13 protein-coding genes are annotated in these 16,227 nt (G+C 63.4%); 4 read left to right on the top strand and 9 right to left on the bottom strand.

What is annotated here, in order from left to right; all coding sequences use genetic code 11:
• Positions 1-39 precede the first annotated feature (39 nt).
• A complete protein-coding gene (locus tag QCE48_RS12065) occupies positions 40-708 on the top strand; it encodes an HAD-IA family hydrolase (protein WP_309788339.1) in 669 nt (222 codons plus the stop codon).
• Between the two features lie 67 nt (positions 709-775).
• Positions 776-1,897: an ABC transporter ATP-binding protein gene (locus tag QCE48_RS12060; RefSeq protein WP_087631533.1), complete on the top strand. Its 1,122-nt coding sequence runs from the start codon at positions 776-778 to the stop codon at positions 1,895-1,897.
• A gap of 394 nt (positions 1,898-2,291) precedes the next feature.
• Here the strand turns inward: QCE48_RS12060 and QCE48_RS12055 are convergent, their stop codons facing one another.
• The 4 genes from QCE48_RS12055 to QCE48_RS12040 all read right to left on the bottom strand — a co-directional run bounded on the left by QCE48_RS12055 (position 2,292) and on the right by QCE48_RS12040 (position 7,413).
• Entirely contained in the window at positions 2,292-3,239 is a 948-nt protein-coding gene (locus QCE48_RS12055) for a sugar-binding transcriptional regulator (RefSeq protein ID WP_309787603.1), read from the bottom strand.
• Between the two features lie 105 nt (positions 3,240-3,344).
• A complete protein-coding gene (gene xylB / locus QCE48_RS12050; RefSeq protein WP_309787605.1) occupies positions 3,345-4,826 on the bottom strand; it encodes a xylulokinase in 1,482 nt (493 codons plus the stop codon).
• Between the two features lie 135 nt (positions 4,827-4,961).
• Positions 4,962-6,353 carry a D-arabinitol 4-dehydrogenase gene (gene dalD, locus QCE48_RS12045; protein WP_309787606.1) on the bottom strand — a complete coding sequence of 464 codons (1,392 nt, stop codon included), beginning with the start codon at positions 6,351-6,353 and terminating at the stop codon, positions 4,962-4,964.
• Positions 6,354-6,591: 238 nt separating this feature from the next.
• Positions 6,592-7,413 carry an EAL domain-containing protein gene (locus QCE48_RS12040; protein WP_309787608.1) on the bottom strand — a complete coding sequence of 274 codons (822 nt, stop codon included), beginning with the start codon at positions 7,411-7,413 and terminating at the stop codon, positions 6,592-6,594.
• A gap of 278 nt (positions 7,414-7,691) precedes the next feature.
• On the opposite strand from QCE48_RS12040, the gene hmgA reads away from it, so the two are divergent.
• Complete coding sequence (gene hmgA / locus QCE48_RS12035) at positions 7,692-9,029, top strand: homogentisate 1,2-dioxygenase (protein ID WP_309787609.1); 1,338 nt, start codon at positions 7,692-7,694, stop codon at positions 9,027-9,029.
• The gene (gene fahA / locus QCE48_RS12030) at positions 9,026-10,330 is read left to right on the top strand and encodes a fumarylacetoacetase (protein WP_309787610.1); all 1,305 of its coding nucleotides are present in this window, start codon (positions 9,026-9,028) and stop codon (positions 10,328-10,330) included. Before hmgA ends, fahA begins: the two co-directional genes overlap by 4 nt.
• Here fahA and QCE48_RS12025 read toward each other — a convergent pair.
• The 5 genes from QCE48_RS12025 to QCE48_RS12005 form a co-directional block, all read right to left on the bottom strand.
• Positions 10,322-11,485, bottom strand: a complete 1,164-nt coding sequence (locus QCE48_RS12025; RefSeq protein WP_309787611.1) for an MFS transporter — start codon at positions 11,483-11,485, stop codon at positions 10,322-10,324. The genes fahA and QCE48_RS12025 overlap by 9 nt on opposite strands.
• Entirely contained in the window at positions 11,463-11,954 is a 492-nt protein-coding gene (locus QCE48_RS12020; RefSeq protein ID WP_309787612.1) for a hypothetical protein, read from the bottom strand. Before QCE48_RS12020 ends, QCE48_RS12025 begins: the two co-directional genes overlap by 23 nt.
• 44 nt (positions 11,955-11,998) lie before the next feature.
• Entirely contained in the window at positions 11,999-13,279 is a 1,281-nt protein-coding gene (locus QCE48_RS12015) for a DUF6396 domain-containing protein (RefSeq protein ID WP_309787614.1), read from the bottom strand.
• A 3-nt stretch (positions 13,280-13,282) separates the two neighbouring features.
• Positions 13,283-15,154: a phospholipase D-like domain-containing protein gene (locus QCE48_RS12010; RefSeq protein ID WP_309787616.1), complete on the bottom strand. Its 1,872-nt coding sequence runs from the start codon at positions 15,152-15,154 to the stop codon at positions 13,283-13,285.
• Between the two features lie 4 nt (positions 15,155-15,158).
• Positions 15,159-16,227: DUF2345 domain-containing protein (locus QCE48_RS12005; protein ID WP_309794154.1), on the bottom strand; the 1,069-nt coding region annotated here is incomplete at its 5' end.

Raw genomic sequence — 16,227 nt, 5'->3', positions numbered from 1 at the left:
AACCTCACATCAAACCCGGCCGAGCACGCGGATCGCCTGATGATCTGCGACTGCGACGGCGTGCTGATCGACAGCGAGGCGGTCGCGGCGCGGGTGCTCGTTTCGGAGCTGCACGCGCTGTGGCCGGGCGTCGATGTCGAGCCGGTCGTGATGCCGCTGCTCGGCCTGCGCATCGAAGGCGTGCTCGCGAGCACGGCCGACACGCTCAACCGCACGCTGACGCACGAGCAGATCGACGCGATCCGGCGCGCGGTCGAGGCGGCCGCGGTCGAGGCGCCGGCAGTGGAGGGCATCGCCGAGGCGCTGGCGGCGATCCCGCTCCGGAAGGCGTGTGCGAGCAACAGCTTCACGCCCTATGTCGAGACCGTGCTCAAGCGCACGGGCCTCGTGCGCTTTTTCGGCGAGCGGCGTTTTTGCGCGGACATGGTCGAAAACCCGAAGCCCGCGCCCGACGTCTACCTCGCCGCGGCGCGCACGCTCAGGGTGTCGACGGCGCACTGCCTCGTGGTCGAGGACAGCGTGACGGGTGTCACCGCGGCGCGGGCGGCGGGGATGTCGGTGCTCGGCTTCATCGGCGGCGGGCACGCGACGGAAGGACAAATCGATGCGCTGCGGCGCGCGGGCGCGAGCGTCGTCTTCGACGACATGACGCGGCTGCCCGCGCTCGCCGGCGAGTGGTTGCAGAACGCGACTTTCGAAATTCGTTAGGGGCCGGAAAACGGTCTTGACGGCCTTAACTGGCCCTAAGCGGCATCGGATGCATGGGAGACACATCATGGCAAGCCTGACCTTACGCGGCATCAACAAGCGCTACGAAGAAACCGAGGTGATGAAGAACGTCAACCTCGACATCAGCGACGGCGAGTTCGTCGTGTTCGTCGGCCCGAGCGGCTGCGGCAAGTCGACCTTGATGCGCATGATCGCGGGACTCGAAGACATCAGCGCCGGCGATCTGATGATCGACGGCACGCGCGTGAACGAACTGCCGCCCGCCAAGCGCGGCATCGCGATGGTGTTCCAGTCATACGCGCTCTATCCGCACATGACGCTCTACGACAACATGGCGTTCGGCCTCAAGCTCGCGGGCGAAAAGAAGCCGGCGATCGACGCAGCGGTGAAGAACGCCGCGAAGATCCTGCACATCGATCACCTGCTCGACCGCAAGCCGAAGCAGCTGTCGGGCGGACAGCGGCAGCGCGTCGCGATCGGCCGGGCGATCACGCGCAAGCCGAAGGTGTTTCTGTTCGACGAACCGCTCTCGAACCTCGACGCCGCGTTGCGCGTGAAGATGCGCCTCGAATTCGCGCGCCTGCACGACGAGCTCAAGACGACGATGATCTACGTGACGCACGACCAGGTCGAAGCGATGACGCTCGCGGACAAGATCGTCGTGCTGTCGGCGGGGAACGTCGAGCAGGTGGGCACGCCGAACCAGCTTTATCACGCGCCGGCGAACAAGTTCGTCGCGGGGTTTATCGGTTCGCCGAAGATGAACTTCCTGAACGGTACGGTCACGCAGGTGATGTCCGACGGCGTGCTCGTGAAGTACGCGACCGGCGAGACGCAACTGGTCGCGGTCGAGCCGGGGCCGGTGAAGGTCGGCGATGCGGTGACGGTTGGCATCCGGGGCGAGCATCTCCACGCGGGCACGGCGGCGACCGTCGAGCACGGCGTGTCGAGCACGACGATGGCGGTCGAGTCGCTTGGCGATGCGGCTTATCTGTATGCGGAAACACCGGTCGCGCCGGACGGGCTGATCGCGCGGATTCCGCCGCTCGAACGGCACGCGCGCGGCGAGACGCTCAAGCTCGGCGCGACGCCCGAGCATTGCCACCTGTTCAACGCGGAAGGGCAGGCGTTCAAGCGTAAGATCATCGAGGTGTTGTCGGCGGCTTGAGGTTTCGCGGCGACGTTGGCCGTTCCGCCGACTGTCGATGTCGGGCATGGATGAACAGGATCGAAGCGCCTGGATTGCGTTGCAGCCAGGCGCTTTTTGACTTCTATTCCTAACGAGACCGCCATCATCGGATGCCGGCCCGACAAACTGGCCTCGTATTCGGCGTTCCGATGACATCGGCGACATACAACCAATCGGACGAGGATGCCGTTTCTTTCGAGGAGCTAGGCGAAACGAAATTTGCACTTGCGTGGATGCCGAAGTCATTCGTGCTGCGAGCGCGCAATGCGACGCCGCAGCCGTGGGCAAGGCACCGGCCGCGCCCTTTGCAAAAGTGCAAAGCATCCGTGAGCGAGTACTGCGTTCCGGCGCCTGAGAAGGAGCCAGCGGCGCCTCACGCCTCCAGCGCCGCCCTCGCGCAAAGCTCGTCGGTCACAAGCCCCGAGAGCCATTTGCCCTTGAGCGTCGCGATCAGCGCTTCCCGTTTTCGCTGTCCGCCGGCAAAGCCGATCGTCGGGCGCTTCGGCGGCGTATCTAGCCGCAGGCTCGTCACGCGCGCGCCGGTCGCCGAATTCACCCGTGCGCCGCCGGCATCGATCGGCAAGCCGAGCAGTTCCGCCACCGCGCCCGCCTGCATCAGCTCCTTCACTTCGGCCGACGTGATGAACCCGTCCTCATGCAGCGGACAGTTGATGCCCACATTGCCGATCCCGACGAACGCCACGTCCGCCTTTTGCGCGAGCGCATCGACGATGCGATACAGCCGGTGATTGCACCACTGCGCGCGCTCGGCCTCGTTGTCGGCCATGAGCGGCGCGGGCAGCATGAAGTGCTTGCCGCCGGTCTTCTCCGAAAGATGCTGCGCGACGTCGTAGCGATTCGACGATCCGTCGTGTGCAATCGCGCCCACCATCGACACGAGCCGATGCTGCGGCCGTTCGAGCTGTCCGATCTGCGCGACGACGGCCTTCAGCGTCCGGCCGCTGCTGATCGACACGACGAGCGGCTTCTCCTCGACGAGAAATCGTTCCATCACCTGCGCGCCCGCGACGGCGAGCTTGCGGTCGACCTGCTCGCTGGTATCGCCGTCGATCGGCACGACTTCGCACATCGAAAGCCCGTAGCGCTTCGACAATTGCGCCGCGAGCGACAGGCAATCGGCAATCCGATGATCGACCCGCACGCGGATCAGATTCTTTTCGACCGCGAACGCCACGAGCCGCTGCGCCACCGGCCGCGAAATCTGCAGCTTCTCGGCGATCTCGTTCTGCGTGTTGCCCGCGACGTAGTAGAGCCAGGCGGCTCGCGTCGCGAGATCGAGTTTTTCGTTGGACTTGGGCACGGTGTGGTCGCTGTCGTTGCGCGGGCGCGGCAAAAGCCTGCGCCCGCCTCGTTCTTATTCTAGTTGCTGTGCCTCGGATGTCGGCGGCGGCTGTCGCCGCCGCGCTTACGCGAGCCGCGGACGCGCCGGATCGAAGAGCGGCCGCACGTGCTGATACAGCTCGCGAAAACCCTTCAGACGCTGGCGCAGCAATTCATGTCGTTCCTGGTTCGGCCTGAACTCGTCCTTGATGGGCGGCTTCGCGAGCACCGTCGCCGGATCGCCGCCCGCCGCGAGCCAGCCGAGCCGTGCCGCGCCGAGCGCCGCGCCCGTCTCGCCGCCGCCGTGCGTGCGGGTGGTCGTGTCGAGCGCGTCGGCGAACATCTGCCCCCAGTACGCGCTGCGCGCGCCGCCACCGAGCAGCGACAGCGCATGCGCCTCGGTGCCGCCCGAGCGCAGCGCGTCGAGGCCGTCGGTCAGCGCGAGCGTCACACCTTCGAGCACCGAATAGCCGAGCAGGGCGCGGTCGGTCGCGTGCGTCATGCCGAAGAAAACGCCCTGCGCGAACGGATCGTTGTGCGGCGTGCGCTCGCCGCTCAGATACGGCAAAAAGAGCGGAGCGATGGCGGTCGACTCGGGGCCGAGCGCGGCGATTTCGGCGAGCAGCGTCGGTTCGTCCGTGGACGTCAGCTTGCAGACCCAGCGCAGGCAGCTCGCCGCCGAGAGGATCACGCTCATCTGATGCCAGCGGTCGGGAATCGCGTGGCAGAACGCGTGCACCGCCGACGCCGGATTCGGCCGGAAGCGGTCGCCGACCACGCACAGCACGCCCGACGTGCCGAGCGACAGGAAGCCGTCGCCCGGTTCCGTCGCGCCGATGCCGATCGCGCTCGCGGCGTTGTCGCCGCCGCCCGCCGCGACGATCACGCCGTCCGCGAGGCCTAGCTGGCGCGCGAGTTCGGGCAGCAGCGTGCCGGATGGCTCGCTGCCTTCGGCGAGCGCGGGCATCTGCGCGCGCGACATGTCGCAGGCGGCGAGCAGTTCGTCGGACCAGTCGCGGCGCGCGACATCCAGCCAGAGCGTGCCGGCCGCGTCCGACGGATCGGAGACCTTCGTGCCCGTCAGATGCAGCCGCAAATAATCCTTCGGCAACAGCACGCAGGCCGTTTGCCGGAAGATGTCCGGCTCGTTGTGCGCGACCCAGAGCAGCTTCGGCGCGGTGAAGCCGGGCATCGCGAGATTGCCCGCGATGCGATGCAGTTCCGGCGCGCGCTCGGTGAGTTCCGCGCATTCCTTGTCGCTGCGCATATCGTTCCAGAGGATCGCGGGACGCAGCACGCGATCGTTCGAATCGAGCAGCACGGCGCCGTGCATCTGCCCCGAGAGGCCGATGCCGCGCACTTGAGCGAACTCGTTCGGATACTTGTCGCGCAGGACGAAGAGCGCGGTGCGCGTGCCTTCCCACCAGTCGAGCGGATTCTGTTCCGCCCAGCGCGGCTTCGGCCGCGACACGGAGAACGGCGTGCCCGCCGTGCCGATCACGCTGCCGTCGCTCGCGAGCAGCAGGACTTTTACTTCGGAGGTGCCGAGGTCGATACCCAGATACATGAACGAACCCTTATCGAAGGCGAAAGGCAATGGGGAAAGCCGCGAGCCGCTAATGTAGCGCCGCGCCCCGCGTTGCGCCATGAGCATTAGAACGGAGCCAGCGTCTGCCGGTTGAGCGCCGCGCGGTGCCGGCGTTCAGCCGCGCTTCTCGAGCCACCCGTCGACCCGGGCGACGGCGGCGCGCAGCACGCGTTCGAGCCCTTCGGAGCCCGCCATGCTGCCCCACAGCAGCTTGTCGCCGGCGAACGCCTTGAGCGGATCGGGCGAGGTGAAAAAGCCGTGCGCGACCGCCGGATCCATCACGCCGTCCTGGTAGGTGTAGGGCAGCTTGCCCTCGTGCCAGCGTTCGAGGAAGCGGAAGAAGAGCGCGGGCAGGACGGCGGTCGCGTTCGGATCGACGTCGCGGGCGAAGCATTCCGAAAGCGTCGGCGCGATGAAGCCGGGCAGCTTCGAAAAGCCGTCGGCGGCGACGCGCTGGTTCGTGTCCTGAATATGCGGATTGCTGAAGCGGTCGAGTACGACGTCGCGATACTTCGCCAGATCGAGCGGACTCGGCGTGAGACACGGAATCACGTCTTCGGTCACGTAGGCCTCGGCGAACGCGCGAATCTCGGGATCGAGCGTGCCTTCGTGGATATATTGCAGCCCGACCAGCGTCCCGCCCCAAGCGATGCAGCTATGGCTCGCGTTCAGGATGCGAATCTTCGCTTCCTCGTAAGGCAGCACCGACTCGACCAGCTCCGCGCCGGCCTTTTCCCACGCGGGCCGTCCCGCGCAGAAGTGATCCTCGATGACCCACTGGATGAACGCCTCGCCCATGACGGGCGCGCGGTCGTCGAAACCGGTCGCGGCCTTTACGCGCTCGCGCACGTCCGGCGTCGGGCGCGGCGTGATGCGATCGACCATCGAATTCGGACACGACGTGTTCGCGGTCATCCAGTCGCGCAACGCGGTCTCACCGCGCAACGTCAGGAATTCGAGCATGCCGGCCTTGAAGCGATCGCCGTTGCTGCGCAGGTTGTCGCAGTTCTGCAGCGTGAGCTTGCCGGCATCGCCTTTCATGCGCGCATCGAGAATCGCCGCGAGCGCGCCGTAGATCGTCGTGCGCGCGCCTTTCAGGTCGGCGGCGAGATCGGGATTAGCGGTGTCGAGCTTGTCGTTTTCGTCGAGGTAATAGCCGCCTTCTGTCACGGTGAACGACACGATCTTCGTTTCGGGCGCGGCGCCCGCGACGATCAGCGCGTTCAGATCGGCGGACCACGGCACGACCTTCGTGATCGACTTGACCGTCTCGTAGGCGCGCTCGCCCTGCGGCGTCACCGTTTCGAGCGTGTAGGCGCCGTCCTGGGCCGCGAGCGCTTCGAGCACGGCGTTCATCTCGCCGCGAATGTTGCCGACGGCGAGCGACCAGCGCGTGTCGCCCGACTCGATCAGCCGGTGCAGATACCACGCCTGATGCGCACGATGAAACGATCCCGCGCCGATGTGCAGGATCACATCGGCGGCCGCACTGCGTTCGCTAGTCATGTCTGTCGTCCTCTGAATGGAAGCGTCCGTCGATGGCGTCCGCTGTTGTGCGTCGATCCCGGCATCGCCGATGGTCGATCAATTGCTCTCGTTGTGAGCGAATGATCGTATCCGGATCGCGGAAAGTCAAGGCGCCTTGCAGTTCAGCGGGCGCTGCGATGCGGTAGGAAACGGGCGGAAAGACTCGGCACGCACGCCGGGTTCGGCGTGCCGCGAAGGTTGCGTCGCACAACGAATGTCAGCGCGAATTTGCCGGATGCGCGTCGAAGACGGGGCCTTGCACGAAGCGCACGTCGAATTGCTGGAGGGCGTCGAACTGCGCTTCGTCGACGACGTGGCTGAAGATGAGCGGAATGCGCAGGCGCCCCGCATAACCGACGAGATGTTTCACCACCGAGTCGCGCAGCGCCGCGCCCGCGTCCATCTTGATGAAGTCGAGCCGCGCCATGTCGGACACCGACATGATCTGCCCGGCGTTCGGCAGGTTGCCCGCGACCTTGAAGCCGTAGTGCTGGTAGCTCTTCGTCAGATAGCCGAGAAAGGTCTTGTGCGCGACGGCCGCCTCCGGCAGTTCGATCACGATGCGCGACGGATTGAGCCCGAAGTCGATCAGCACGGACGAGAAGTGCAGCCCGTGATCGTATTTCACGCTTTTCAGAAGCCGTTCATGGACGCGCAGGAACAGAAGGCCCGGCCGCTGCGCGCCGAAGAAATTGAACGCGTGCAGCGCGCGCGAGAGGCGGTCGAGCTCGACCAGCTCGCGATCGTCGTCGATTGGCGCGAACGGATCGTAGGACGTGCGCTCATCGACGAGCGTCAGCGCCTGCATGCCGAGTTCGTCGCCGAAACGCTCGGCGCTCTCCGGCGACGCGGAGAGCGTCTGCGGAAAGCTGTGCGTGCCGACATCGAAGATCGGCTCATAGGCGCTCGCGAGCGTGACGCCGTGGTATTGCGCGACGGCCGCGCCGCCATTAGCGCGATCGCCGAGCGCGATGTGGGCGCCGAGAAACGGATGGGTCGCTGCTTTGGAAACGAGTTCGGGGACGGTCGGCGCGATCATTGTGGTCGTAGCTTTTAGGCAGGGCGCGATGCCGGATGCGATGACGCAGCGGGGCATCCGTCGATGGTAGCAGCGCGCGGCGCGCCGCTTTGCACAATATTCACATATTGATATGCCCGCTCTATAGCGCAGGACGCGTGCCTAGGGTTAACGACGATTTAACTAAACGTAATTCGTTTTACTATTCGTAAATTGAATTTGAATCACTCATCTCTCCGTCCATCTCGACACGCGGCTGTTCGCGTCGCGAAACGGACAGCCCAACGAGGACATCCACCATGCCGACGTTCGAGACTCACACGGACACGAGCCTTCACTATCAGTCGGGTTTCGCGAACGACTTCGCGACCGAGGCGCTGGCAGGCGCCCTGCCGCTCGGCCGCAACTCGCCGCAACGCGCGCCCTACGGTTTGTATGCCGAGCAGATTTCGGGCACGGCGTTCACGGCGCCACGCGCGCACAACCGCCGCTCGTGGCTGTATCGCATTCGCCCGGCGGCGGTCCATATGCCGTTCACGCAGGTCGCGGGCGACCCGTTGCGCGCGAAACTCGTCGCGAATTTCGCCGAAGTGCCGCCGACGCCGCCGAACCAGCTTCGCTGGGACCCGCTGCCGATGCCCGCCGAGCCGACCGATTTCATCGACGGCTGGGTGACGATGGCCGGCAACGGCGCGGCCGAGTCGATGACGGGCTGCGCGATTCACCTGTACGCCGCGAATCGCTCGATGAAGGATCGCTTTTTCTATAGCGCCGACGGCGAGTTGCTGATCGTCCCGCAGGAAGGGCGCCTCGCGATCTTCACGGAGATGGGCAAACTCGATGTCGCGCCGTTCGAGATCGCGGTGATTCCGCGCGGCGTGCGTTTCTCGGTCGCGCTGCCGGACGATCAGGCGCGCGGTTACATCTGCGAGAACTTCGGCGCGCTTTTGCAACTGCCGGATCTCGGGCCGATCGGCTCGAACGGCCTCGCCAATCCGCGCGACTTCCTCACGCCGCAAGCCGCGTATGAAGACCGCGAAGGCGCGTTCGAACTCGTCGCGAAGATGAACGGCGTGCTGTGGCGCGCGGACATCGGCCATTCGCCGCTCGACGTGGTCGCGTGGCACGGCAACTACGCGCCGTACAAGTACGACCTGCGTCACTTCAATACCATCGGCTCGATCAGCTTCGACCATCCGGATCCGTCGATTTTTCTGGTGCTGCAATCGGTGAGCGACACGCCGGGCGTCGATACGATCGACTTCGTGATTTTCCCGCCGCGCTGGCTCGCCGCCGAGGATACGTTCCGCCCGCCGTGGTTCCATCGCAATGTGGCGAGCGAGTTCATGGGACTCGTGCACGGCGCCTACGACGCGAAGGCCGAAGGCTTCGTGCCGGGCGGGTCGAGCCTGCACAACTGCATGTCGGGGCACGGCCCGGACGCCGGCACGTTCGAGAAGGCATCGAGCATCGATACGTCGAAGCCGGCGAAGGTTGGCGACACGATGGCGTTCATGATCGAAACCCGCACGCTCATCAAGCCGACGCAGTTCGCGCTCGAAACCGCGCAGTTGCAGGCGCATTACTACGAATGCTGGCAAGGTCTCACGAAACATTTCAACCCGGAGCAACGATGAGCACGTCCGAGCAACTGAACGCCACGCGGGCCCCGGCGCTGAAAAGCTGGATCGAATCGGCCAACGACCCGGCGAGCGACTTCCCGATCCAGAACCTGCCGTTCGGCGTGTTCAGCAACGCGGTGAATCCGGCGCCGCGCGCGGGCGTGGCGATCGGCGAGTGGATCGTCGATCTTGCCGCGCTCGAACGGGCCGGGCTCTTGCCGGCGAGCGGCGTGTTCGACAAGCCGCGTCTGAACGATTTCATCGCGCTCGGCCGCGACGCCTGGCGCGACGTGCGCATCGCGCTCTCCGCGCTGCTCGCGAACGGCAACGCGACCCTGCGCGACGACGCCGCGCTGCGCCAGCGCGCGCTCGTGCCCCAATCGGACGCGACGCTGCATTTGCCCGTCGAGATTCCCGGCTACACGGATTTCTATTCGTCGAAGGAGCATGCGACGAACGTCGGCTCGATGTTCCGCGATCCGAAGAACGCGCTTTTGCCGAACTGGTCGGAGATGCCGATCGGGTACAACGGGCGCGCGTCGTCGGTGATCGTGAGCGGCACGCCGGTGCGCCGTCCGAACGGACAGATCAAGCTGCCGAACGACGAGCGGCCGGTGTTCAGCGCGTGTCGCAAGCTGGATATCGAACTGGAGATGGGGTTCATCGTCGGCGCGGGAAATGCGCTCGGCGAGCCGATTGCGTGCAACGAGGCCGAGTCGCACATCTTCGGCATGGTGCTGCTGAACGACTGGAGCGCGCGCGACATTCAGCAGTGGGAATACGTGCCGCTCGGGCCGTTCAACGCGAAGGGTTTCGCGACGACCATCTCGCCGTGGATCGTCACGCTCGACGCGCTCGAACCGTTTCGCACCGCGACGCCCGCGCAGGACCCGCAACCGCTTGCGTATCTGCGTCACGAAGGCGATCACGCATTCGATATCGAATTGCAGGTGACGCTGCGTCCCGAAGGCGCGTCGAAGGCGACCACGATTTCGCGGACCAATTTCAGGCTGATGTACTGGTCGATGGCGCAGCAACTCGCGCATCACACGGTGGCGGGGTGCAACACGCGCGTCGGCGACCTGATGGGCTCGGGCACGATCAGCGGACCGACGCCGGATTCCTGCGGCAGCCTGCTGGAGAGCACCTGGAACGGCCAGCGTCCGATCGCGCTGGAAGAGGGCGGCGAGCGCGCGTTCATCGTCGACGGCGACGAACTCACGCTCACCGGCTGGTGCCAGGGCGACGGCTATCGCATCGGCTTCGGTCAATGCGCGGGGCAGATTTTGGCGGCGCGTGCCGTGCCGTCAGTCTGAGACGTTCGACATCGCGCGAGCGCCGCGCGCTTCCCAGGCCGCCGCGACCAGAAACGCGGCGGCGCTCGCGACCAGCACCGCGATCAACGCATTCGGCCCGCTCTGGCGCATGAGCGCACCCGCGACGACCGGGCCGCCGAAGCTCGCGATACTCCACGAACCGCCGACGATCGACGTCGCCGAGACGAGCGCCGCGCCGCGAAAGCGTTCGCCGCACGCGACGAGCGACAGCGTGTAGATGCTGCCCGCCGCCGCGCCGATCACGTAGAGCAGCGGCCAGCAGACCCACGGCCGCGAGGCCGCCCACGGCAAAAGCGGCAACAGCATCACGACGACCGCCCCCGCGCCGATATGCACGCGCGTGCGCCCGACATGGTCTGCGAGCCAGCCGATCGGGAACTGCATGGTCGTGTCGCCGAGGAGGAGTGCGGAGGCGAAGAGCACCGCCACTTCCGCCGACACCCCGTGCGACATCGCGAAGAGCGGCATCAGCGAGAGCGCGAGCGTGTCGAAGAGCGCGAAAAAGCCCGTGCCCACCACGATGGCCGGCATGCGCGGCAGGACGTGCCGCCAGTTCGCGGGCGCGTCGTGCGTTTCCTCCGTCTGCGGCGCGGCGCGGATCAGCGCGAGCGCGGGCAGCGCGCACAGGAAGATCGCGCCGCACAGCGCGAAGCGCCCCGCCTGCCAGTCGCCGATGAAGCTCACCAGCACCGGCCCCGCCATCTGGAACAGCGTGAAATTGGTCGCATAGATCGCGACGACGCGGCCGCGCGTCGAATCGTCGGCGAGCTGCGTGACCCACGCCTCGCCGATCGTGAAGAGCAGCATCAGCGCCGCCCCGCAGACGAAGCGCAGCACGGCCCAGAGCCAGAGATGGGTCGTGAACTGCATCAGCGCGGTCGCGCCTGCAACCGCGATCACCGTGCCGACGATCGCCTCGCGCGCACCGAAGCGCGCGGCGATCCGGCTCGCGAACGGCACGATCGCGAGGCCGCCGCCGGCCTGCATCGCGGTCATCAGGCCGACGACGTCGGTGCCGTAGCCCGCTTGTGTCAGCGCGATCGCGGTGAGCGGCAGTGTCGCGCCGAGGCCGAGCCCGACCACGGCGACACTGAGGATCAAGGCAAGGAAGTCACGCGAGAGAATGCGTTTCATCGACGAACGCGCGCCGGCGCGGGTTCCTGTGAGGAAACCATAGAGTTTGACACAGCATAGCGGCGTAAGCGGCTCGCCTGGGCCGTTCGTCCGCGCGCGCGCACGCGAGACATGATAGTGATCCCGACTTGGTCAGGGAAGCGGGCGTGGACGGACTGGCTGGCGTGTGCAGCTTATCGGCGAACGGCATATACCGGAAATACTGGTTTTCGATGTAGACGAACTTCGTCGTGTTGTTGACTGCCTGAATGTGCAGCGAAGGGATGTCCTTCGTGCCGCCTTTGCCGTGTTGTGACTGCGTGCGAAGAACCTGCGCCACGACCGGCGTGCCATGTTCCGGGCGCAGCTTCAGCCGGCATGCCAGCGTCGCCCGCGCTTGCGTCGGGCTCTGGCCGGTCGCGTCATCCCAGGCCTGCCAAAAACTGCGGTTCAGGTAGTCGACGATCGGTCCTGTCACCTTGGCGGACATGTCCTGACGTTGATGAAGGCCGTTACGGCCCATCACGAAACCCACTATGCCTCTTCGACGTATGCCTTCAGGGTCCATTCGCTGTCGCTCCGAAACTTGCGCATGCCGAGCAGAGCGTCGAGGCCTGGAATGAGACGAGGGTCGTTCATCACGAGTTGGGGCATCGTTTCGCCTTTTTTGAAGCGGCGCGTCGCGTCGTAGGAAACGTCCGCGAATTGCCGCACGGTCCAGAGCCCGTCTTGCGGACATACCTGCCCCGTGCGGGCAACCGTCCCCAATGGCACGCGCTCGTCCTTCGCGCTTTTGGCAGGCGCAAGAGGGAGCCCCGTCGCAGGGTCGAGGTTCTTCTCGCGCGCAAGACGTTCAACCAGCTGGTCGTCGGGCTTCTGCGGCGGCACGGCCGCTGCCTGATCCTTCGCCCACTGGAACGTGCCGTCCCACGCCGGCAGCGGTGCCGGCGGCAGCGGCACAATTTGCTCAATGTCAGGCACTTTCGGATTGAGATTTTCATTATCGGTTAAGAAATCCCAAATCAACTGGTAGCGCCTCGAACGCTCGGCGTCGTCAGGGAGCGCCATGTAATACAGTTGCTCAGATGGCTGAGGCCCTTTGAAACCATTTTCCAAGAACGACGCAGATTGAGAATCGCCGGCCTTTACACCCTTCTGAAATACCTTAATAGCTTCGGGGTAGTTATTCTGGGTCTTCAGATCGACCCCTAACGTCGTAGCTGCCTTCCCAAATCCCTGCTCCATCGCGCATTGACGCATCTGCTTCGCAATATCCGGCGCTCGGTCCAACGGGGCAAGCAGATCGCCAACATAAGATTGTGCGTTGGGGTTGCCCAAATCGGCTGCCTTGCGGAAATAGCGTCGCGCCTTGTCCGCGTCCTGTTCGACGCCGTATCCCTCTTCAAGATAGTGGCCCATATCGTAGTACCCAGCTGGGACACCGGCGTTAATTAACTGCGTAGCAAGATCGATCGCTTCGCTGGAGGCATCAGGTGACAACGCTAAACCTTCCGTAAGTAAGCCTTGAAGATTATTGTTGGCTTTGTAATGACCATAGGCTGCGGCAATCCGGTAATAACGGGCAATTGCATCAAAATCCTTTGGACCATCCTTTTTTTCGAGGTGCCGTCCGTACTTGAACAACAAGTCAGCGGTCGGATCAAGTGGTGGCAAATGATCGGTTTCATGCGTACAAGTGAAGGTCAGTTTGGCGCGTACGGCAGACATATCAGAAGCTGAAGGCACTGAATTTTCCTTATTTGAACAGGCATACAACATCGAGGCGAGACAAATGGCTAACGAGGCTTTTCTCATGGATCAATCCATCCGGCTCTGTGTTGTCGACGTGCGTGAAAAGCCGACAAGCGACGCAACGGGAGGTTTTCCATTCAACTGATTACTTGCGTTTTGTGTGATTATGTTTGACCACGCGCTGAAAGCCTTCTTTGGATCATCATGTGCTCCCTTGTCTGCAGTGTGGATAGTCCACAGCTTCCGGCGCAGCGGCTGCGTAACTCCCATATGCTCATGGCAGATATTAATTTCACTATCCACCTCCATGCTGCGCGTGTTGATATTCGCCGAGCCATGCGTCAGAAACACGTCATCGATAATCATGATCTTGCTGTGAATATAAACCGGCATCCAATTATCGCCTGGCGAATCGGGCGCCACCAGCGTACAGATGTGAATTTTCAGACCGGGGATGTCCTTTGGCGTAAGCGGTCCATTGCGCCCCTGTCGAGCGTCATCAAGTTTCTTCTGTGCAGCCTTCTGACGCGCCGCAGCGTCCGTTCCAGAACTCATCCGGGCGATCGCAAGTTCATTCACCGCGCTCATGACGTCGTGCTGTTGCTGGATATCTTGATGCTCTTTCGCCATACCGGACATGAGATTTGCCTGCCCAAGACTATCGAGCATCTTGTAGGTGCTTTCCGTGCCAACACCCATCCCGTCATCGCTTGAATTGGTCACGACGAAGAGATAAATCGACCCGTGCTTTCCGGGATCGCGACCCCATGCGACCTGTTTCGCGGCAGCTTCCTTGATTTTTTTAGCCAGCGGTTCCCAGCGGAAATACTGGTTCTCGATATAGAGGAACTTCGTCGCGTTGCACGCCACCTGAAGATAAAGCGACTTGATATCCTGCTTACTCTCCTGAGACTGGGTGCGCGTAATCTGCGCCATGACCGGAGTTCCAAAATCAGGGCGCACCTTCAAACGGGCGGCCAATGGCTTGCGCTTCGTCAGCAGGTCAACCTTCGCATTATGCTTCCACGCGCTGCAAAAATTCGCGTTCAGGCACTCCAGAATCGGCCCGGTGATGATGCTTGACATATCCTGACGCGGCGTTTCTCCGTTGCGTCCAAAGCGCGCATTCATTCTGGCATAGCGATGCGCGTCATCGTCCCAATATGCGTCGAGCGTATTGTGTCCCATGACAAATCCGACCGCATGCTCCGGAGCCTCATAGTCGATTATCGCCATCTTCTGATGGTGCGACGGGCCGCCACCGAAACCGATTGCCACCGCCTGTCCGCTTAAGCCCTTATCTGCTCTCCTCAGGCTTTCCCGGTACATGATCTCAGCGCGGTCTGTTAGTGAGAAATCGCGTGTGACGAGCTGTATGTTCTTCAGCGGCTGCACCGCCAATTTAGGCGCAGAGGACAAATTTGGCGGAGCAGCTTTCATATGCGCGCGCAAGTCCTCCGACAGAGAATCCTGTTCCGGCGAGGCAGCGATTCGCGCGCGATAGTACCAAGCGCGGTCGTATTCGCGCTGGGTATTATTCTCGTTTTGCGTTTTCACACTTCGCAGCAGGTCATAGCCTGGGTTTTCGTTTTCGATGAATTGTCCAACGGCAAATGAGTCTGCCCAGACTAAAAGGCGGACCTTCACACCTTCCTGCCCCTTCTTAACGAGGAGGTCGCCAATGCATAGCGAATTGCCGCCATCCCGCCTGAAGTACATTGATGGCTGAAAACCCCAACAGATGTAGTCAATGGTATGTTTGGCGTTTTCGATGGCATTGTATAAAGCGCCAAATGCTTCCTCGCCATTAACTAACGGACGATAGGATGCCTCCATTGCGGGATATTCCGTCAGTTGCACAAACCATGGCGTACAGATCAGCGCCGAAGAAGTCTTGTCGAGTGCAATCGGCGTAACGATAGATGAAGTTTTGCCCACGTTCTTATTGTTCCGTTTCGGGGTTGAGCAGTTTGTCGTATCGCTGCCTGTTCAACGCACGGTCGCCCGGTGGATTGATATCGGCGGATGGCTGACTCTCATGGAAGTGAAAGCCCTGATTCGCTAGATCGCCATTCGCTGTGTTACCGCGATATGCCTTGGCAACAGGAATCGTATGTGTGACGCCGCTCGCCAGTTCCAGCGTGTATTGTTGAGTTGTCGGATGATGATCGACCTGAAGCAGCCCGGTTTCATCGAATATGCCTTGCTTCGCTAGCGCGCCACCAGCAAACAGCTTATAAGGCATGCCTGCGGGAATGGCGGCCCGCGATGATGGCGACGCTGCGGTATTCAGCGTGAGAGGTACGGTCGGCAGGCCCGCGAGCGACGGGTGATTCAGGTCTAACGGCATGTTCAGCGACGCCGCGCCTTTTTTCTGGACCGTAATCGTCTTCAGGAACAGATCGCCGGGACCGCCGAGCGTGATACTGCCGTCCTTCATGTTGATGAACGCGCCGCCGGATTCGAGCGTGAGTTCCTTCTTCGCGCTGATGCGCACCGTGCCGTTGACGCTCGCCATTGTCAGATCTTGGGCGGCCAGCAGGGACATGGCATCGGTTTGCGCCTGAATTTCGACGGGGCCTTTCGCTGCAAAAATCTTGATGCCGAACTTCTGCGCGAACAGCGATATCTTTTCGCCCGCTGCAACCGTGAACCGCTTCAGCGCGCTCCAGTCGGCATTTTTCCCGACAACGGTCGAAATGCTGTCCTGCGCCGACAACTGCACGCCGCTACCCGCGACGATGGCCGCCGAGGCGGGCGTGCTCATCAGCAGCCCCGGGTTTTTCAGGCCATCCAGATCGTCCTTCATCTGCTGCTGCGCGTCGGTATCGGCTGGCTCGGCCTTCGCGCTCGTGGCGGACGCCGCCAGCGCCTTCGCCGTCGCCAACGCGCTCTCAAGCTGCGCAATGGTTTCCTGCATGTCCAGTTGCTTGCCGCTCGCGCCGGGACGGTCGTAGGTGGTCACCATCACGCCCTTGCCTGCGCGAAGCACTCCCCAGCCCGATGTTCTC

Origin of the sequence: Caballeronia sp. LZ024, from assembly GCF_031451455.1 — a bacterium.
Taxonomy (GTDB): domain Bacteria; phylum Pseudomonadota; class Gammaproteobacteria; order Burkholderiales; family Burkholderiaceae; genus Caballeronia; species Caballeronia telluris.
Note: the sequence above shows the minus strand (reverse complement) of the source record. Positions and strands in the feature narration are given on the sequence as shown.